The 18549-nt window shown below is 70.3% G+C and carries 18 protein-coding genes; 2 read left to right on the top strand and 16 right to left on the bottom strand.

The window, feature by feature from the left end:
* Positions 1-66: 66 nt before the first annotated feature.
* From ACQP2X_RS05685 to ACQP2X_RS05670, 4 genes are read right to left on the bottom strand one after another with little or no spacing between them, the layout of a single operon-like run.
* Positions 67-867, bottom strand: coding sequence for an MOSC domain-containing protein (locus ACQP2X_RS05685; protein WP_498694844.1), 801 nt, complete (start codon positions 865-867; stop codon positions 67-69).
* 23 nt (positions 868-890) lie between these two features.
* Positions 891-3098: a P-loop ATPase, Sll1717 family gene (locus ACQP2X_RS05680; protein ID WP_498694843.1), complete on the bottom strand. Its 2208-nt coding sequence runs from the start codon at positions 3096-3098 to the stop codon at positions 891-893.
* A 24-nt stretch (positions 3099-3122) separates the two neighbouring features.
* Positions 3123-3575: a MarR family winged helix-turn-helix transcriptional regulator gene (locus ACQP2X_RS05675; protein ID WP_498694842.1), complete on the bottom strand. Its 453-nt coding sequence runs from the start codon at positions 3573-3575 to the stop codon at positions 3123-3125.
* A 42-nt stretch (positions 3576-3617) separates the two neighbouring features.
* On the bottom strand, positions 3618-4739 hold the full coding sequence (locus ACQP2X_RS05670; protein ID WP_498694841.1) for an erythromycin esterase family protein: 1122 nt from the start codon (positions 4737-4739) through the stop codon (positions 3618-3620).
* 59 nt (positions 4740-4798) lie between these two features.
* Between ACQP2X_RS05670 and ACQP2X_RS05665 the strand changes: the two genes are divergently transcribed.
* Together ACQP2X_RS05665 and ACQP2X_RS05660 are read left to right on the top strand one after the other, a co-directional pair.
* On the top strand, positions 4799-5503 hold the full coding sequence (locus ACQP2X_RS05665; RefSeq protein ID WP_498694840.1) for a TioE family transcriptional regulator: 705 nt from the start codon (positions 4799-4801) through the stop codon (positions 5501-5503).
* Positions 5504-5986: 483 nt separating this feature from the next.
* Positions 5987-6211, top strand: coding sequence for a hypothetical protein (locus ACQP2X_RS05660; RefSeq protein ID WP_498694838.1), 225 nt, complete (start codon positions 5987-5989; stop codon positions 6209-6211).
* A 134-nt stretch (positions 6212-6345) separates the two neighbouring features.
* On the opposite strand, the gene hutH is transcribed toward ACQP2X_RS05660, so the two are convergent.
* The 12 genes from hutH to ACQP2X_RS05600 all read right to left on the bottom strand — a co-directional run bounded on the left by hutH (position 6346) and on the right by ACQP2X_RS05600 (position 18526).
* Positions 6346-7881 (bottom strand): histidine ammonia-lyase, encoded by a 1536-nt coding sequence (gene hutH, locus ACQP2X_RS05655; RefSeq protein ID WP_498694837.1) that lies wholly within the window; start codon positions 7879-7881, stop codon positions 6346-6348.
* Positions 7878-9029 (bottom strand): imidazolonepropionase, encoded by a 1152-nt coding sequence (gene hutI / locus ACQP2X_RS05650; protein ID WP_498694836.1) that lies wholly within the window; start codon positions 9027-9029, stop codon positions 7878-7880. The genes hutH and hutI overlap by 4 nt, the downstream gene beginning before the upstream one ends.
* Positions 9026-10417, bottom strand: a complete 1392-nt coding sequence (locus tag ACQP2X_RS05645; protein WP_498694835.1) for a formimidoylglutamate deiminase — start codon at positions 10415-10417, stop codon at positions 9026-9028. Before ACQP2X_RS05645 ends, hutI begins: the two co-directional genes overlap by 4 nt.
* Positions 10414-11586 carry an allantoate amidohydrolase gene (locus ACQP2X_RS05640; RefSeq protein ID WP_498694834.1) on the bottom strand — a complete coding sequence of 391 codons (1173 nt, stop codon included), beginning with the start codon at positions 11584-11586 and terminating at the stop codon, positions 10414-10416. Before ACQP2X_RS05640 ends, ACQP2X_RS05645 begins: the two co-directional genes overlap by 4 nt.
* On the bottom strand, positions 11583-13223 hold the full coding sequence (gene hutU / locus ACQP2X_RS05635; protein ID WP_498694832.1) for a urocanate hydratase: 1641 nt from the start codon (positions 13221-13223) through the stop codon (positions 11583-11585). Before hutU ends, ACQP2X_RS05640 begins: the two co-directional genes overlap by 4 nt.
* Before the next feature lie 12 nt (positions 13224-13235).
* Entirely contained in the window at positions 13236-14060 is an 825-nt protein-coding gene (locus ACQP2X_RS05630) for a MurR/RpiR family transcriptional regulator (RefSeq protein WP_498694830.1), read from the bottom strand.
* Positions 14061-14158: 98 nt separating this feature from the next.
* Positions 14159-14485, bottom strand: a complete 327-nt coding sequence (locus tag ACQP2X_RS05625) for a DUF5615 family PIN-like protein (protein ID WP_498700817.1) — start codon at positions 14483-14485, stop codon at positions 14159-14161.
* A gap of 20 nt (positions 14486-14505) precedes the next feature.
* Positions 14506-14955 (bottom strand): hypothetical protein, encoded by a 450-nt coding sequence (locus ACQP2X_RS05620; RefSeq protein ID WP_498694828.1) that lies wholly within the window; start codon positions 14953-14955, stop codon positions 14506-14508.
* Positions 14956-15126: 171 nt separating this feature from the next.
* A complete protein-coding gene (gene rdgB / locus ACQP2X_RS05615; RefSeq protein WP_498694827.1) occupies positions 15127-15741 on the bottom strand; it encodes an RdgB/HAM1 family non-canonical purine NTP pyrophosphatase in 615 nt (204 codons plus the stop codon).
* A complete protein-coding gene (gene rph / locus ACQP2X_RS05610) occupies positions 15738-16466 on the bottom strand; it encodes a ribonuclease PH (RefSeq protein ID WP_097319512.1) in 729 nt (242 codons plus the stop codon). Before rph ends, rdgB begins: the two co-directional genes overlap by 4 nt.
* A 61-nt stretch (positions 16467-16527) precedes the next feature.
* Complete coding sequence (locus ACQP2X_RS05605; protein WP_498694825.1) at positions 16528-17733, bottom strand: glycosyltransferase; 1206 nt, start codon at positions 17731-17733, stop codon at positions 16528-16530.
* 46 nt (positions 17734-17779) lie between these two features.
* Complete coding sequence (locus ACQP2X_RS05600; protein ID WP_498694824.1) at positions 17780-18526, bottom strand: MBL fold metallo-hydrolase; 747 nt, start codon at positions 18524-18526, stop codon at positions 17780-17782.
* Positions 18527-18549 lie beyond the last annotated feature (23 nt).

Genomic DNA, 18549 nt, shown 5'->3' with positions numbered 1-18549 from the left:
ACCCTGCACCGCCGAGGGGGTAGCGGCAACTTTCCTAAGACACTCCTAAGACTCGGGTGGCTTGCTTCACCCGATCGGTTCGAGCACGTCGACCGGATCGCCCACCTTAATCGACACATCGGAAATGTCGGGAATCAGGTTGATGGCAAAGAGTAATCCGTCGTCGAAGCGGCGATGCTCGGCGAGCGTCCGCAGCGGCTCCCGCCCCTTCTCCCCGGTCTCCTGATCGATGGTGGTCACCAGGCAGCGCGCACACGACTTGGCCGCCCGGAACGTCGCGTCGCCGACCCGCAGCCGCCGGCCCAGCCAGGTGTCCTCGGCCCAGGCCGGAGCGCCGGCGACGACCAGGTTGGGCCGGAAACGCGTCATCGGGACCGGTTCGGGCAGCCAGTCGTTCAGCGCGGCCAGGGAACCCTCGTTGGCGAGCAACATCGGGAAGCCGTCGGCGAAGCTGACCCGGTCGTCCGGCCCGGCGTGCGACTCCAGCGAACGCCCCTGGGTGTCCTGCTGCCACACGAGGCGCGCGTCGCGGTCGAGGAAACGGCTGCTCCACTCCTTCTCGGCGACGCGGCCGGGCACCGCCTGCTTGCGCCGGAAGACCCGTACCCCCTCGATCGGCCCGTCCTGTGGCTCGTCGATGTCGAGGTCGGGCAGGCCGGGCGCGCTCAGCACCAGACCGCCCGGACGGGGCCGGACCCGCAGCTGGGTGAGGCGGGGAGTCTCGCGCTGGGTGATGCCCACGCCGTCGGGGTCGACCATCAGCCATCGCCGGTCACCGGCCAGGCCCCACGGCTCCACCTCCACCACGTCGTGCTCGATGCGGTGGCAACCCTTGACGGGGTACGAGTACAGGGCCGTGATGTGCATGCCGGCCAGCCTTTCACGCCCGGCTAGGCGGACTCCCAGCAGCGGGTGTAGAGCTCCGGGATCCGGAACATCGAGCGCGCGCCGTCACCGTTGTCGCGGACCACCCTTTCCAGGAAGCCGAGGCGCTCCAGGAGACGTACCTGCTCGCTGATCGGACCCTCCGAGGCCTCGAAGAGGCCTTCGACCTCGGCCAGGCTGAACAGGGTCCGTTTGCCGGCGCGGCAGTTCAGGACGAACGACGACGCGACCTTGAAGTCGTTCACCACCTCGGAGAAGCTCAGCTCCGACACCTCGGTCATGGCCCGCGCGACCGCCGCCGCCGAGAAGAGCGGCAGCGCGTTCACGGTCGCGTGCGGACGGGCCGAATATTCGCGGGCCAGGTGGAGCAGCAGAACGGCCAGGCGCGGCGAGACGTCACCATTGCCATTGCGTACGGAGTCGGAGAGCCACCGGTCGATCGGACGGCCCTCGACCGTGGCCGGGAAGAGCACGCTCAGCGCCGGACGGGTCTCGAAACCACCGGCCGGCAGCCGCAGCCGCTCGGCCACCCAGCCCAGCGGCGCGTTGGCCAGCACCCGGCGGACCAGCACCTGAAGCCAGTCCTCCTCGGTCCAGTCGAGCACCAGCCGCCGGGAGACCAGCTTGTTCTTCTCCTGGATGTCGTAGAGCTCGAACAGGTCGGTGCGCAGGAAGACCACCAGGTCGAGGCCGTCGAGCAGGCTGATCCGCCCCTCCACCTGCAGCAGGCCCTGCACGACGGCTTCCTGGCGGGCGCGGTCGTACTTGAAAAGCTCGTCGATCCGGTCGAAGAGCACGACGGCCCGGCGCTTCTCGGCCCGCAGGATCTTGTCGGTGACGTTGAGGAACGCCTCGACGTCGACCGTGCTGGTGCTCGGCGCGCTGCCCACCGGCAGCTCGGCCTCCAGGTTGACCGGCCCGACGGCGAACCGCAGCGTGGTGCCGCCGAACGGGCGGGCCATGGCCCGCAGCGCCCGCTTGGTCCGGCCGATGGCCCGGCTGGGCAGGCCCACAGCCGTACGGAGCTCGGCGCCCTCCTGAAGAAGTTTGCGGGGCGCGTCCTCGGGCAGCGCCGCCGCCACCACGGCCGCGACCACCACCAGCCAGGCCGCCCGCAGCGTGTCGGCGTCGTGGGTGTTCGGACCGGCGATCCGCTGGAGCAGGTCGCTCGGGTTGGCCACCGGGAAGACCTCGACGTTCTCCTGACCGGCGGAGAGCTTGTGGAAGATCGCGCTCTTGCCGGCGCCGCGGTCGCCGACCACTATCGAGCGACGCTGGCTGAGGATCGACCCCACGTTCTGCCAGAGGACGAAGCTCTCCTCCAGCAGGTCGTCGCGCTCCGCGTCCTCGGCCCCGAACCGCAGGTCGGCCAGCTGGAACGGCCGCCCGGCCAGCCGCCACGCGAGGTAGACGTCGCGCACCAGGTCGGGCAGGACCACTGTCGGTCCGGACGCCGAGCCGGCCGGCGCGTTGAGGAACAGGCGGACGGCGTCGTCCTCGAGGACACCCGATCGGGCGGCCAGCACGTCGATGCGCTCCCGCCCGCCGCTCAGGGCGAGCCGGTCGAGCAGCGAACGGGTCTTGTCCGGGTCGGGTGTGCCCTCGACGACCCGCTCGATGATCTGCTCGATGTAGTCCCGAATCGACGCCGCCCCGCTCGTCTCCACACCGTCGACGCCCTGGATCAGCCGGCGGAAGAGCAGCGCCGCCTCCTCGCGGCTGAGCGGGGCCAGGGTGTACGCGGCGAACTGCTCCAGGCCACCGGTGACCGGTGGCCGCGAGCCGACCACGAACTGCCAGTGCGGCAAGAGGTGACTGAACTCGGTGAGGGCGGACGCCGTACCGGCCGGGTCGACCGCCGAGTCGAGGCTGTCGAAGATCAGCACGGGCCGGTCCACATCGGGCTCGGCCGCCCGCAGCACCTCGATCGTCTCGGACAGGGCCGGCGCCCCCGACGACGACTGCAACGTCCGCGTCCCGAGCACGGCCTCCAGAACCCGGCTGCCCACCTCGACCGCCCGCCGCACTCCCGACAGGTCGACGTGGAAGACCGCCCGGCCCCGCTGACGCAGGTCCTCGCCGAGCATGCCGAGCAGGACTGTCTTGCCGGAGCCGTCGATGCCGAGCACCAGAACCCCGGCCGAGCGCCCGTTCTCGATGTCGGCGAGGATCTCGGCCAGCTCGCGACGGCGGATCGGCAACGTGTCGGTCACACCGCTCACCGTAGCGGTGGCGGTCTATTTCGCCGACAACAGTCCGTCGCCGGCGGCGAGCCGGTCGAGCACCCGGACCAGGTCGGCCCGGTCGGCCGGGCTGAGCGAGGCGATCAGCTCCTCGTCCAGCCGCGCCGACACCTCGGTGGCCGCCTCCAGCAGGCGAGCGCCCTCGACGGTCAGGTGCACCTGCTGCTTGCGCCGATCGGCCGGATCACGCACCCGGGCCACCGCCCCGCGCGTCTCCAGCTGATCGACGAGCAGCACCACGAGGCTCGGGGCCACCCGCATGATCTGCGACAGCTCCAGTTGCGACTCGGCGCCCTTGGTCCGCAACACGCTCAGCACGGCCACGTGTTTCGGCTTCAGCTCGAGCCCGGCCAGCCCCGCCGCGAACTGCGCCTCCTGCGCGACCCCGAGCACGCCGAGCCGGAACGACACACTCCTCACCGGCGTCCGCGGCCGTTCACTTGCCATGGCGCCACCATACCGGCGGCAGATGATTCTCAATCTGAATGATTAATCGGCGTCCTTGACGTAGACGATCGCGTCGATGCTCGGCAGGTGGGCCGGGTCGAGCGGGGCGTATCCGAACCAGGGCGACACGCGCGGTTCCGCGTCGGCCGGCAGCTTGCGGGGGTCGACGACGAAGCGGTCGCCCGTGTCGGCGTACAGCAAGCCCTCGATGGTGTTGACCGGCGGGGTTTCGACGCCGCGGCGGCGGATCGTGCCGAGGGCGGTGGCCACGAAGGCGTAGCTCCGGCCGAGCCGCGCGGCGACGATCGAGCCGGCGCTCCACCAGTGCAGCAGCGGGCCACCGAGCCGGATGCTGCTCTTCGCGCGCTGAAGGTGGCTGTTGTGGGCGAAGGCCATGACCGGGCCACGCTCGATCTCCGCCATCAGGTTGGCCGCCATCATCGAGGCCCGCTGGCCGAGCACCCGGGGCAGGCGCGCCGGCGACGAGTCGGCCATCCAGTGGTGATAAAGCAAAAGGCCGGTTGCTGTACGCCCGTACAACCGCGCCCGGTCCATCCGATCTGTTGCCGGTGCCTCCGCTTCGAGCAGGGCGACCATCTCATCGGCCAGCAGCCGCAGCTGCCGAGCCTCGGGCGTGCGGCCCACCGACTGCGAGGGGTCCATCATCGCGTCCGGGTTGGGCCAGCGCTCATCGGCGCCGATCAGACGATCGAGCTCCGCCAGCGTGCACGGCATGTCATCGACCCGCCCGGACAGGAAGCCGTGCAGCCCGGTGAGGGCCTCCCGGGGGCTCGCCCCGCCGGTGATCTCCAACGGCCCGTCGAAGCCGGCGAAGCGCACCCTCTCCGGCAAAGGACGGTTTTCGTTGTACGCCCGCATCCAGCGCACAAGCGCACGGTTGCCCGCCATCGTGCCGAACTCGTGGCTGAAGCCCCGCTCCATGACATCGTCCAGAGTGCCGGCCCCGTGCACGACGTAGTCGTCGACGAGCAGGCCCATCAGGCAGTCGCTCTCGATGGCCATCACCCGGAAGCCCTCGCGCTCGACGAGTCGCCGGAAGAGGTCGTTGCGCACCTGGAGCAGAGAGTCCTCGAAGTGGGTGGGCTCGCCGAGGGCGAGCAGCCGCGGCCGCTCGGGGAGCAGCGCCATCACGTCGTCAGTCATACCTCTCAACAGTATCGTTGAACCGTCGGTTGAAACTTCGGCGCTTCGTGAGCAGGCCAGTGACTCGAAACCCTCAAACGCTGCGCCCGGTCGACCTGGCCCGCGAGCACGGCTTGTCGGCCCAGGCGGTCCGCAACTACGAGGCCCTGGGCATCCTGCCGCCGGCCGAAAGATCGCAGTACGGCTACCGCACCTACACGCCCCGCCACGCGCAGGCGTTGCGAGCGTTCCTGGCCCTGCTCCCTGGCCACGGCCACCGGACCGCCGCCGCGATCATGCAGTCGCTGAACCGGGACGCCGAGGCCGACGCGCTCCGCCTGATCGACGAAAGCCACGCCCAGCTCCTGGAGGACCGCCGAACATTGCGAGCGGTCGAGGCGGCACTGCGCGACCTGGGCCCGGTGGAGCCGGAACGGGCCGACACATTCGTCGGCCCGCTGGCCCGCAAGCTGGGCTTGCGCCCGGCCACGCTGCGCAAGTGGGAGAGGGCCGGCCTGGTCCATCCGCGCCGCGACCCACAGACGGGTTACCGGGTCTACTCCCCCGCCGACATCAGAGACGCCCAGCTGATCCACCAGCTGCGAAGGGGCGGTTACCTGCTGGAGCAGATAGCCCCGTTGATAAGTCAGGTCCGTTCGGCGGGCGGCATCGAGCCTCTGGAGTCCGCGTTGGAGGGTTGGCACGCCCGCCTGACGGCCCGAGGCCGGGCCATGCTGACGGGCGCCGCCGCCCTCGACGCTTACCTTGAGATCAGCCCTGGCTGAGCTCCGAGGCGCAACCGGGTGGTGCATGGCAAGTGTGGGAGGTGTGATAGCCGCTGCGCTCGGCTCCGCGTCTCGCGATCTCCCGAAGTGACGGCCCACCAGCACGCTCCCTGACTTTGGCCAAGTCGTCGACAAACCGCTTGACCTGCGGCTCCAAGACGGGCTCAGCACGTCGCGGTTCACTCAGATAGCGATGGAAGGAACGATGCGCCAGTCGGCTTCGTTCAAGTTCCGCTTCAACCGAACTTCGCCGAGCCATCCATTTCGGGATGTCGTCGGCACCTCCCCAGGCCTTGACGATCGCCGCGAACACATCTCGGCTCGGAACTCGCTTACCTTGCATCACGGCGTAGACCGTCGACCTGGCAATGTGGTTCTGCAGGGCGACGCGATCGATACTCGGCGCCTGTTCACCCGCTGCGTCCCGCAACGCTCGCAGCCCAAGGGCGAAGCGGGCGATCGGCCCATCGTTGCGATCCAGGGGTGTCGGCCGTCCGGGCACTTTGGCTGGCCCTGTCGCTTCTGGCGAGCGCGATTGCCGGCGTCGCCGGCGGCGCCCTCGCACACGCGGGTGGCGAGCACGCCGCGAAGTCGGTCATCGCCGGCGCGGCAACTTTTGCCGGAGCTGAGACACTCTGCCTGCTGATCCTGAGTTTTCTGGCGGCAGGGATGGACCGTCCGACGGCCAACCCGCGATCGCGGCGGTAGCCGTTCGCCGATCATCCGGATGGTCGCGGCGCGAACTGCTCACATCTTGATGACGATGCGAACCTGGCCGCACATGGTGGAGGGCCGGTTGACCCGGGCGGTGGCGGGCCGCCGCCGCCCGGTGTGTGACCCGGTCAGAGCAGTGGGCCGGTGCTCTGCTCGATCTCTGTGCGCAAGGCCCGGTCGGCGACCACCCGGCGGGCCTCCTCCATGACCGGGGCCAGGAAGAGGTCGGGGCCCGGGGAACCGGCGGCGGGAGCCAGCGCCGTGACGGCGGCCGCGCCGGCCGGGGACGGGGTGAGTGGGGCCCGGAGCTGGATGCCGCGGACCGCCGACAAGAGCTCGACCGCCAGCAGGCTGGTCAGGTTGTCGAGGACTGTGCGGAGCTTTTTCGTGGCGGCCCAGCCCATCGAGACGTGGTCCTCCTGCATGCCGCTTGTCGGGAGGGAGTCGACCGAAGCCGGGGCGGCCAGGCGGCGGTTTTCCGCGACGATGCCGGCGGCCGTGTACTGGGCGATCATCAGGCCCGAGTTGACGCCGGCGTCGGGAGACAGGAACGGGGGCAGGTCGCGGTTGCGGGTCACGTCCAGCAGGCGGTCGACGCGGCGTTCGGCTATCGCACCCACCTCGGCGGCGGCGATGGCCAGGAAGTCGGCGGCGAAGCCCAGGGGTGCGCCGTGGAAGTTGCCGGTGGACTCGACCCGGCCGTCGGGCAGGACCACCGGGTTGTCGACGACCGAGACGAGCTCGCGGGCGGCCACCTGGCGTACGAAATCGAGGGTGTCCCGAGCCGCGCCCGCGACCTGCGGGGCGCAGCGCATCGAGTAGGCGTCCTGCACCGCGTGGGCCAGGTCGTCGCGGTGCGAGTCCATGATGGCCGAGTTCTGGAGCAGGCGGAGGATGTTCGCGGCCGAGGACGTCTGGCCCGGATGGGGGCGGATCTCGTGCAGCTCTGGCAGGAACGGGCGCTCCGAGCCGAGCATCGCCTCGATGGCCAGGGCCGCCGTCACGTCGGCCATCGTGAACAGGTGGGCCGCGTCGTCGATGGCCAGCAGCAGCATGCCGAGCATGCCGTCGGTGCCGTTGATCAGGGCCAGGCCTTCCTTGGCGGCCAGCTCCAGCGGTTGCAGGCCGGCCGCGTGCAGGGCCTCGGCCGCGGAGTGCCGGGCGCCGTCCTTGCCGATCACCCAGCCCTCGCCGAGGAGCACGATCGCGCAGTGGGCCAGCGGGGCCAGGTCGCCCGAGGCGCCCAGCGAGCCGTGCTCCGGCACCCACGGGGTGATGTCGTGGTTGAGCAGGTCGGCCAGGCCCTGGGCGAGCACCGGGCGTACACCCGAACGCCCCAAGGCCAGAGACCGCAAGCGCAGCAACATCATGGCCCGTACGACCTCGCGGGCCATCGGGGCGCCGACACCGGCCGCGTGGGAGCGGATCAGCGCGTGCTGGAGCTCGGCCCGGCGGGACGGCTCGATCCGGGTGTTGGCGAGCGCGCCGAAGCCGGTCGACACGCCGTAGACGGGCTTGCCGGACGCCTCGATCCGGTCGACGATCGCGCGGCTCGTCTCCATCGCGGCGATGGTCTCGGCGGCGATCTCGACGCGGGCGTCGTGGCGGGCCACGGCGATGACGTCGGCCGGGGTGACCCCGGTGGGCTGGACGATGACGGTCACTGTGCCACTCCGTTGTGCAGAACGGTTCTGATCAGGGGTACGCCGGGCCGGTAGGCCAGGTGCAGGTGGGACGGCGCGTCGAGCACCGTCAGGTCGGCCCGGGAGCCGGGTCGCAGCCGGCCGACGTCGTCGCGGCGCAGGGCGAGCGCACCGCCGGCGGTCGCCGCGTGCACCGCCTCGGCCGGGGTCATCCGCATGTCGCGAACGGCCAGGGCGATACAGAAAGGCATGGAGCTGGTGTACGACGACCCGGGGTTGCAGTCGGTGGCCAGAGCGACCCGGACGCCCGCGTCGATCAGCCGCCGCGCGTCCGGATAGGGCGACCGGGTCGAGAACTCGGCGCCGGGCAGCAGCGTCGCGACGGTCTCCGAGCTGGCGAGGGCGGTGACATCGGCGTCGCTCAGATGCGTGCAATGGTCGGCGCTGGCGGCGCCGAGTTCGACCGCGAGTTGTACGCCCGGACCCGCGGCCAGCTGGTTGGCGTGCAGCCGGGGCCGCAGTCCGCGCTCGATCCCGGCGGTCAGGATGGCCCGCGCCTGGTCACCGTCGAAGGCGCCACGGTCACAGAACACATCGACCCATTTGCTGTACGGAGCGCAGGCATCCAGCATTTCGGAAATGACCAGCGAAACGTATTTGTCGGCTTCGTAGCCGGCGGGAACGACGTGCGCACCGAGGAACGTGGTCTCTTCGGTCAGCTCCCGGGCCAGACGCAGCGACCGCGCCTCGTCGACCACGTTCAAGCCGTAGCCGCTCTTGATCTCGACGGTCGTGGTGCCCTGCCGCCGCATCTCGGCGACGAGACGTTCGGCGTTGGCCAGCAGTTGCTCATCGCTCGCGGCCCGGGTCGCGGCCACGGTGGTCCGGATGCCGCCGCCGGTGTAGGGCTCACCGGCCATGCGGGCGCCGAACTCCTGGGCCCGGTCGCCGGCGAAGACGAGATGGGCGTGACTGTCCACAAAGCCCGGTAGGACGGCCGCGCCCTGGGCGTCGATCCGCTCGTCGGCGGCCGGCGCTTCCCGGCGCGCCCCGATCCAGGCGACGCGATCACCGTCGACGACGAGCGCGACGTCGCGCCGAAGACCGAGCAGCCCGTCCCCGTCGTCGTTGGTGACGAGCTCCCCGATGTTGTCGATCAGCAGGCTCATCGCCGGTCCCCCTCGATCACGCCGGTAGACGAAGCGCGAGGCGCGGTGGAGGACCCAGCGTGAGGTGCGGCGGAGGACGCGGCGCGAGGCGCGGCGGGCAGGACGGCGGAGATCGCGGTTGTCAGGGCGGCGGGCACGTCGATCGTGACGTGGCGGCCCTCGGAGACGATCAGGCGGCCGTCGGCGATCACGTGGGTGATGTCGGCGGCGGTTGCGGCCAGGATGGCCTGGGCCGGGTCGGCGCCGGCCGTCCGTACGCTGTCGAGGCGCACGCAGACCAGGTCGGCCCGCTTGCCCACCTCGATGGCGCCGGCGTCGTTCCAGCCCAGGGCGGTGTGCGCGGTCGCCGCGGTCATCAGCTCGGCCGGCGAGAAGCGGCCGCGCCGCAGGCGGGACACGCGCTCGTTCATCTCGAGGCCGCGGATCTCCTCGAACATGTCGATCACGGCGTGGCCGTCGCTGCCGAGGCTGAGCGGGGAGCCGTGCGCGGCCAGCTCGCCGGCCGGTCCGATGCCGTCGGCCAGATCGCGTTCGGTGGTCGGGCACATGCACACCCCGGTGCCGCTCCCGCCCAGCATCTTGACGTCGCGGCCGGTGAGGTGGGTGGCGTGCACGGCGGTGATGTTCGCGCTGAGCAGCCCGTGCCGTTCCAAGAGCTCGGTCGGCGTGCAGCCGTGAACCGCCCGGCACTGCTCGTTCTCAGCAGGTTGCTCGGAGAGATGGACATGTACCGGACGACCGGACGACCAGGCGGCCATTTCGCTGATCGCGGGGGCGGGCACGGCCCGTACAGAGTGGACGGCCGCCCCCATCAAAGCGTGCGGGGCCCCGGCCAGCGCACCCACCCGCGACGCCCAGCCTTCGAAGTCGCCGTCGCCGAAGCGGCGCTGCACCCCTTCCAGGGGCGCGCCGTCGACCCCGGCCGTCAGATAGAGCGTGTCGAGCAGCGTGATCCGGATCCCGGCCTCGGCCGCGGCGGTGATCAGCGCCTGGCCCATGGCGTTCGGGTCGGCGTACCGCACCCCGCCCGGCGCATGGTGCAGATAGTGAAACTCCCCCACGGCCGTGATGCCGGCCAGCGCCATCTCGGCGTAAACGGCCCGGGCCAGCGCGAGGTAGGAGTCCGGATCCAGGCGCGCCGCCACCTCGTACATCGTGTCGCGCCAGGTCCAGAAGCTGCCGCCGTCACCATGCGTACGACCTCGCAATGCCCGGTGAAAAGCGTGCGAGTGAGCGTTGGCGAAGCCCGGAAGCACGAGTCCGGCGAGCCGCACATCCGGCGTTTTGTCGGAATTCAGGTTGGCGAAGCGCCCGTCGATCACTTCAATGTGGACGTTTTCGGCGAGCGCGCCGTCGATCCACGCGACGTCGCAGCGGTAGACGGTCATGTCAGGTCCAGCAGGACCCGGGCCAGGGCCTGGATGCCTTCGACGCAGTCGGCCTCCTCGGCGTGCTCGGCCGGCGAATGCGAGACGCCGGTCGGGTTGCGCACGAAGAGCATCGCCGTCGGCACGTGCGCCGACAGGACGCCCGCGTCGTGACCGGCGCCCGTGGGCAGGATCGGCGCGTGGCCCAGCAGTTCGGAGATGCGCGCGGCCAGCGACGTCTCGAAGGACACCTCCTGGCTGAACGACTCGTTCGTCACCGACACCTCGACGCCGTCGCGGGCGGCCCGGTCGTAGGCCCGCTTGATCACGGCCTCGACCAGGCCGTCGAGCGTGTTCGTCTCGGCCGCGCGGGCGTCCAGCCAGCCCCGCACCAGGGACGGGATGGCGTTCGTGGCGTTCGGCTCGACCTCGACCCGGGCCACCGTCGCGTGCGCGCCGGCCAGCCGGGCCTCCTTGTTGGCCGCCAGCACCGTGTAGGCGAAGGTCAGCATCGGGTCGCGCCGGTCGGCCATCCGGGTCGTGCCGGCGTGGTCGCCGTGCCCGGTGAAGTCGAACCGCCAGCGGCCGTGCGGCCAGATCGCGCTGGCCACGCCGACCGGCACCTCCAGGGCCCGGCCCTGCTCGATGTGCAGCTCGATGAGCGCGCCGATCCGGCTGGTCAGCCCGGGCAGGCGGCCGGCCGGGGTGGTGCCCAGCGCCTCGCCGAACGTGATGCCCTCGCGGTCGGTCAGGGCGGCCGCCGTCTCGGGCTCGATCGCCCCGGTGAGCAGGCGCGATCCGAGGCAGGGCAACCCGAAGCGGCCACCCTCCTCGTCGACGAAGGCGACCACGGCGATCGGGCGGCGCGGCACGTGACCGCGCCGGCGCAGCTCGTCGACGGCGAGGAAGCCGCTGACGATGCCGAGCGGGCCGTCGTAGCCGCCGCCGTGCGGCACCGAGTCGAAGTGCGACCCGGTCAGCACGGCGTCGTGCCCCCACTGCCCGCCCCACCAGGCGAACAGGTTGCCGTTGCCGTCGTCGGTGACCGGCATGTCGCGCCGGGCCGCCTGGTTGCGGAACCAGTCCCGCAGGACCAGCTCCGGCTCCTCCAGGGCGTACCGCTCGTAGCCGTTGGCCACCCGGCCGATCGGGGCGATCTCGGCCCAGAGCTCCGCGAAAGTCGCGCTCACTTGTCGTCCTGTCGCATCGGGATGTGGACGCCGTCGGCGGCGTCCGAGTCGTAGCCGGCGTCGACGTGCCGGATGACGCCCATGCCGGGGTCGTTGGTCAGGACCCGCTCGATCTTCTGACCGGCCAGCGCGGTGCCGTCGGCCACGCACACCTGCCCGGCGTGGATCGAGCGGCCGATGCCGACGCCGCCGCCGTGGTGAATCGACACCCAGCTCGCGCCGCTGGCCGTGTTGATCATCGCATTGAGCAGCGGCCAGTCGGCGATGGCGTCCGATCCGTCGAGCATGGACTCGGTTTCGCGGTACGGCGACGCCACCGACCCGGAGTCGAGATGGTCACGGCCGATGACGATCGGGGCGCTGAGCTCGCCACTGGCCACCATGTCGTTGAAGCGGGTGCCGGCCACGTCGCGCTCGCCGTATCCGAGCCAGCAGATGCGGGCGGGCAGGCCCTGGAAGGCGACGCGCTCGCCGGCCATCCGGATCCAGCGGGCCAGGGCCTCGTTCTCGGGGAAGAGGTCGAGGATCGCCTTGTCGGTCTTGTGGATGTCGGCCGGGTCGCCGGAGAGGGCGGCCCAGCGGAAAGGACCTTTGCCTTCGGCGAAGAGCGGCCGGATGTACGCCGGGACGAAGCCGGGGAAGTCGAAGGCACGCTCATAACCGCCGAGCTTGGCCTCGCCCCGGATTGAGTTGCCGTAGTCGAAGACCTCGGCCCCGGCGTCCTGGAAGCCGACCATCGCCGCCACGTGGCGGGCCATGCTGGCCCGGGCCCGGTCGGTGAATTCGTCCGGTTTGTCAGCCGCATACGCCGCCGCGTCCGCGAGTTCGACCCCAACGGGCAGGTAAGAGAGCGGGTCATGGGCGCTCGTCTGGTCGGTGACGATGTCGATCTCGACACCCTTGACCAGCAGCTCGGGGAAGACGACGGCGGCGTTGCCGACTACACCGATGCTGATCGCTCGCCTTTCGGATTTAGCCTTTAAAGCCCGATTTACCGCATCATCAAGGTTGTCGGCGATCTCGTCCAGGTAACGCGTCTGAACCCGGCGCTCCAACCGCGATTGATCAACATCGACGATCAGGCAGACGCCGCCGTTCATGGTGACAGCGAGGGGCTGGGCGCCGCCCATGCCACCGCAACCCGCGGTCAGGGTCAGCGTGCCGGCCAGGGTGCCCTTGAACCGCTTGGCGGCCACGGCGGCGAACGTCTCGTACGTGCCCTGGAGGATGCCCTGAGTCCCGATGTAGATCCACGACCCGGCCGTCATCTGGCCGTACATGGTCAATCCGAGCTTTTCGAGGCGGCGGAACTCGGGCCAGGTGGCCCAGTCGCCGACGAGGTTGGAGTTGGCGATGAGCACGCGCGGCGCCCACTCGTGGGTGCGGAAGACGCCGACCGGCTTGCCCGACTGCACGAGCAGGGTCTCGTCGTCCTTGAGCTCGTCGAGTTCCCGCACGATCGCGTGGAAGGAGGGCCAGTTCCGCGCCGCCCGCCCCGTGCCGCCGTACACCACAAGGTCTTCGGGCCTTTCGGCCACGTCGGGGTCGAGGTTGTTCATCAACATCCGCTTGGCGGCTTCCTGCGGCCAGCCCTTGGCGGTGTACGCCGTACCGCGCGGCGCCCGGATCTCCGTCATCGATCTTCCCCTCTACCCCTGAAAAAGTTGCCGCCGAGCCGCGGCCGCCTCGAACTCCTCGAGCCGGCGCTGAACCGGCTCCGGATCCGCGTCGCACATCGCCTGCAACAGCACCATGGCCATGGCCATCGGCCCGGTGTGCAGGTCGAACACCAGACGCGTGCCCACGGCGGCGGGCAGCACGACGGCGGCGTCCTCGGCGACCGGGCTCACCGCCGAGTCGGTGATCGCGACCACGGCGTACCCCATGGCCCTGGCCTCTTTGACCACTTCGAGCGACTCCCGCGGATAGCGCGGCAACACCAAGGCCAGCATGGCACCGGCACCCGCCACCCGGGCCTGATCGAGCCGGTCGAGCAGAGACGTCCCACCGGTGTCCCACACCCGCACATCCGGATGCACCTTGCTGGCGAAATAGCCGAAATACCCAGCGAGGGGCGCCGCCGCCCGAAGCCCGAGAACCGGCAGAGGCCGGCTGGCGACAAGCAAGTTCGCCGCTTTCTGTACGGCGTCAAGACTCCCCAACTGCTCCCGCAGCCGCCCGAGATGCTCGGCCTCGGCCTGGATGGCCCGCTGCATGGCGTTGTCCTCGCCACCGTCATCGGCTGGCCCACCGCCGACATCCCGCAGAGCCCGCCGCAGAGCCGGATATCCAGGAAACCCGAGAGCGATGGCGAACCGGGTGACCGAGGGCTGACTGACCCCGGCCAGCTCAGCCACTTCAGCCGACGACAGTGCAGCCGCCGTGCCGGCCCGCTCCACCAGGCAGTGCGCAATGCGCCGCTGCGTGGGAGTGAGCCGAGCCCCGGCGAACAGGTCGAGCACTCCGCCATTCACTACCGCAGACTATGCATAAAAACTTTCAGAAGCCAGACCCCGCTTCCCTGGGGGCAGCCTCGGCGAGCCGGTCAGCCCTCGCCTGGCCTCTGCCACTGCTATTGGAGCCAGGCGACCTCGTCGCGACCAGGCATCTCGCCCTTCGACAGCATCCCGTCGAGTGCTTGAGAAATCCGTCCCAGCCCCGACGCCGTTCGCGGGAAACGCCGGCTATGGACGAAAAGGATGCCTGCGTGGCCGAACCCCTGCTGTGCCAGGCGTGCGAAGTCGCTGACGTTCTCCGTGACGACACATCGGCTGTTGCGTGCAGCCCAGGCCAGCACATCCTCATCAGTCTTGGCCGCGAGGCCGACCTCGACGTCCAGCACGGCGACGACGTCGTGCCCCGTGGCCCGCAGAGCCCGCGCCAAGGAGGGCGGATACATCTCGTCGAGAAGGAGACCCGTCAGGGCTTCGGCTTTCGAAGAAGCTTCTGCTGGGCTTCCCACAACCGCTCCTCTCGATCAGCGACCTCGCGGTTGAGGGCCACTCGTTCGTCGATCTCGCCGGGGTAGGCCGCGTAGTAGCGCAAGGCCACCGCGACCTGGCCTGAGACCAATCCCGTCACCTCGGCCAACTCCGACAGAAGCGAGGCTCGGTCGAGTTGTTCCGCTTCCTCGCGAACGGCGTCCAGTGCCGCGACGACTTCCCAGACGTCAGGGCCTCCAGCGAGCGCTGCTCGGCGTCCGGTAGGGCCAGGCCGGAAGATGACGCCGGGATGCTCATAGGACCTCAGCGCCTCGTCGATGAACATGTTGGCCACGGACGAGGAGGAGGAGCCAGGGTTCTCCCGCACATAGCGGTCCAGACGAGCCAGGACCTCCTCATCGAAGCGGACTGAGCGTGGAGCAGTCATGACTACATGGTAGTTGCCTGTAGTCGTTGCGGAAGGGCAAGAAGCGTTCCCGTTGACTTACGGCTTCTGGTTCGCGTCCAGCACAGGAAAGACCCTGGCTTCCCTCCGCAACAAAAGATGACCGGGACGGCCGGTGGCCGCTCCGGTCATCGAACATCAACTGACGCGCGCCTAGGCCGGGAGCTCCTTGGCGATCACCTTGGAGAGCTCGCGGAAAGCCTTGCCCCGATGGCTGATCGCGTCCTTTTCGGCCGGGGTCAGTTCGGCGTTTGTTTTCGACTGGCCGTCGCCCAGGAAGATCGGGTCGTAGCCGAAGCCGCCGTCGCCTCGGCGGGCACGGAGGATCTTGCCGGACTGGCGGCCCTCGACCAGGTGCTCGCGGCCGTTCGGCAGGACCAGGGCGGCCGCGCAGACGAAGGCGCCGCCGCGCTGCTCGTCGGACACGTCGCCGATCTGGGCCAGGAGCAGGTCGAGGTTGGCGTCGTCGTTGCCGTGCACACCGGACCAGCGGGCGCTGAAGACGCCCGGCATGCCGTTCAGCGCGTCGACCGCGATGCCCGAGTCGTCGGCCACCGTGGGCAGCCCGGTGCGCTTCGCGCCCTCGCGGGCCTTGATCAGCGCATTTTCGCCGAACGTGAGTCCCGTCTCGGGGACGTCGGGATATCCCTCGAAGTCGGCCAGGCCGACCAGCTGGATCCGGTTGGTGCCCAGCGACTGGTCGAGGATGCGCTGGAGCTCCACCAGCTTCTTCTTGTTCGCCGTGGCGAGCAGCAGCTTGGCGCTCACGAGGCGAGCGCTTTCTGCTGGGCCGCGGCCAGATCGGCGCAGCCGGCCAGGGCCAGGTCGAGCAGGGCGTCCATCTGGTCGCGGCGGAACACGCCGTTCTCACCCGTGCCCTGCACCTCGACGAAGTCGCCGTCGCCGGTGGCCACCACGTTCATGTCGACCTCGGCCGCCACGTCCTCGAGGTACATCAGGTCGAGGCGGGGCTCGCCGTCGATGATGCCGACGCTGACCGCCTGGATCGAGCGGTGCATCACGTTCTCCACCTTGCCGGCCAGGGACTTGCGGTCGGCCAGCCAGTTGACCGCGTCGTGCAGCGCCACGTAGGCCCCCGTGATCGCGGCCGTGCGGGTGCCGCCGTCGGCCTGCAGGACGTCGCAGTCGAGCACGATCGAGTTCTCGCCCAGCGCCTTCAGATCGATGCTGGCCCGGAGGCTGCGGCCGATCAGGCGGGAGATCTCGTGCGTACGGCCGCCGACCTTGCCCTTGAGGCTCTCGCGGTCGCCGCGCGTGTTCGTCGCGCGGGGCAACATCGCGTATTCCGCGGTGACCCAGCCCAGGCCGGAGCCTTTGCGCCACCGGGGAACGCCCTCGGTGACACTGGCCGTGCAGAGCACCCGGGTGTCGCCGAACTCGACGAGCACCGACCCCTCGGGGTGGATGCTCCATTTACGGGTGAGAGTCACCGGACGCAGCTGGTCGGCCGCTCGGCCGTCGGGTCGTGCCATGACCAAACCTTATGCGCAGCGGGCCGGGCGCGCCTCAGCCGCCCCGGCTCCTGTGGATAACTCAGCCGAACCAGCCCGTGAAAGCTTGGTCGGGGCGGGGCACGGCCGGGCGCAGCACCGCGACCGGACGCTGCCGGGCCGACGGGACGCCCGCCACCGCGACGTCGGGCAGGGCGCCGTGCGCGCGCAGGAAACCGTCGACCGCGGCCGGCCATCCGAAGTGCTCGGCGCGGGCCCGGGCCGCGGCCCGGCGCTCGGCTTCCGGGCGCTCCAGCAGCGTGCGGACGCCGTTGGCGAAGGCCTCGGCCGTGCCCGGCACCGCGACGCCACCGTCGCCGACCACCTCGGGCAGCGCGCTCGACTGGTTGACGACGACCGGCGTGCCGCAGGCGAGCGCCTCGAGCGCGGCCAGCCCGAAGGTCTCGACCGGCCCCGGCGCCATCACCACGTCGGCGCTGGCCAGCAGGGCGGCCATCGTCGAGCGGTCGCTGATGTGACCGGCGAAGCGCACCGGCAGGCGGGCCGCGCGATAGGCCAGGGCGGCCCGCCGTACGCCGTCTCCGGCGACCGCCAGCACGGCCGGCACCTTGTCGTTGCGCAGCACGGCGAGCGCGTCCACGGCCAGCTCGGGCTTCTTCACGCCGGAGAGGCGGCTGCAGAAGGCCACGAGCGTCTCGCCGGGGCGGGCATATCGGGCCCGGACGGCCTCGTCGGCCCGGCCGGGGTGGAAGGCGTCGAGGTCGACGCCGAGCGGCACCTCGATCAGGTTGGGGGCGCCGATGCGGCGGAACTCGGCGGCCGCGAAGGACGTCGTGCAGACGATCTGATCGAAGAACTCCGAGGTGCGCAGGTTGTATTTGTCGGCGAGCTGCTCGCGTTTGGGCATGCCCCATTCGCCGAGCAGGCCGGCCAGGCTCTCGTGCGACACCATGATCGAGCCGACGCCGCGCTGACGGGCCCAGCTGCCGGTCCAGCGCAGCGTGGTGCGGTCGGAGACCTCGATGCGGTCGGGCTCGAGGTCGTCGAGGAGCTTGGCCAGTTCACGACGGCCGGTCATGACGCGATAGCCACCGGTGCGTGGCAGCGGGGCGCTGGGCAGCGTGATGACGCGGCCCTGACTGGTCATCTTGTCGGAGCGCTCGCGACCGGGCACCACCAGCACGGCCTCGTGGCCGGCGCGCTGATAGCCCTCACCGAGGTTCCGAAGTGCGGTCCGCAGGCCACCCGTATGAGGCGTCACGAAGTTGGCCAGGCGAACGATGCGCATGCAACAACTCCAAGATCACGATCCGCTGGTGCTTCAATCCCCCGGCTCAGAGATCGTAACGGGCACCCGGGCGTACGACCTCAACCGGTCCCGCAAATGCGGCCACGGCGGCATCCACAATAGATGCCTCCGAGACCCATGCGGGCACCAGATGCGTGAGCAACAGTCGCCCGACGTCCGCCTTGGTCGCCGCCTCACCCGCTTCGCGGCCGGTGAGGTGCAGGCCGGGAGGGTTCTCGACCCCGTCGGCGTAAGAAGCCTCACAAAGAAAAAGATCTGCGCCGGCGGCGAGTCGCAGCAACGGCTCACAGGGCGCCGTGTCCGAAGAGTAGGCGAGCACGCGCCCTCCGTGCTCGATACGCACCCCGTACGTCTCCACCGGATGGTTGACCCGGTCCACGGTGACCGAGAACGGGCCGATGGGGAACGTACCCGGCTGGAGACCGTAGAACGTGTACACGTCGTCGATCGCCTCGTTCTCCTGGCTGTAGGCCGAGGAGATCCGCTCCGCCGCGCCAAGCGGCGCGTAGACCGGCACCGGCGGCAGCGCGCCGGCCGGGTCGTAGCGGCGCACCACGATGTACGTGCAGGCGTCCAGCACGTGATCGCAGTGCAGATGTGTCAGCACGATGGCGTCGATCTTGTTCATGTCCGAGTAGCGCTGAAGAGCGGACAACGAGCCCGAGCCGAAATCGACCAGAAGCCGGAAGCCCTCAGCCTCGACAAGATAGGCGGAACAAGCCGACTCGGGGCCGGGAAAACTGCCGGCACAGCCGAGAACGGTCAGTCGCATGCGGGTCCCTCTGGCTCACACTG

Origin of the sequence: Actinoplanes sp. CA-131856, assembly GCF_050956135.1 — a bacterium.
Taxonomy (GTDB): domain Bacteria; phylum Actinomycetota; class Actinomycetes; order Mycobacteriales; family Micromonosporaceae; genus Actinoplanes.
Note: the sequence above shows the minus strand (reverse complement) of the source record. Positions and strands in the feature narration are given on the sequence as shown.

Bases quoted from the DNA above. Each gene is read 5' to 3' on its own strand.
- ACQP2X_RS05605 (WP_498694825.1), bottom strand. From the start codon at position 17,733: ATGCGCATCGTTCGCCTGGCCAACTTCGTGACGCCTCATACGGGTGGC.
- ACQP2X_RS05620 (WP_498694828.1), bottom strand. From the start codon at position 14,955: ATGACTGCTCCACGCTCAGTCCGCTTCGATGAGGAGGTCCTGGCTCGT.
- ACQP2X_RS05670 (WP_498694841.1), bottom strand. From the start codon at position 4,739: ATGACTGACGACGTGATGGCGCTGCTCCCCGAGCGGCCGCGGCTGCTC.
- rph (WP_097319512.1), bottom strand. From the start codon at position 16,466: ATGGCACGACCCGACGGCCGAGCGGCCGACCAGCTGCGTCCGGTGACT.
- ACQP2X_RS05600 (WP_498694824.1), bottom strand. From the start codon at position 18,526: ATGCGACTGACCGTTCTCGGCTGTGCCGGCAGTTTTCCCGGCCCCGAG.
- ACQP2X_RS05625 (WP_498700817.1), bottom strand. From the start codon at position 14,485: ATGTATCCGCCCTCCTTGGCGCGGGCTCTGCGGGCCACGGGGCACGAC.
- hutI (WP_498694836.1), bottom strand. From the start codon at position 9,029: ATGAGCCTGCTGATCGACAACATCGGGGAGCTCGTCACCAACGACGAC.
- ACQP2X_RS05675 (WP_498694842.1), bottom strand. From the start codon at position 3,575: ATGGCAAGTGAACGGCCGCGGACGCCGGTGAGGAGTGTGTCGTTCCGG.
- ACQP2X_RS05645 (WP_498694835.1), bottom strand. From the start codon at position 10,417: ATGACCGTCTACCGCTGCGACGTCGCGTGGATCGACGGCGCGCTCGCC.
- hutU (WP_498694832.1), bottom strand. From the start codon at position 13,223: ATGACGGAGATCCGGGCGCCGCGCGGTACGGCGTACACCGCCAAGGGC.
- ACQP2X_RS05685 (WP_498694844.1), bottom strand. From the start codon at position 867: ATGCACATCACGGCCCTGTACTCGTACCCCGTCAAGGGTTGCCACCGC.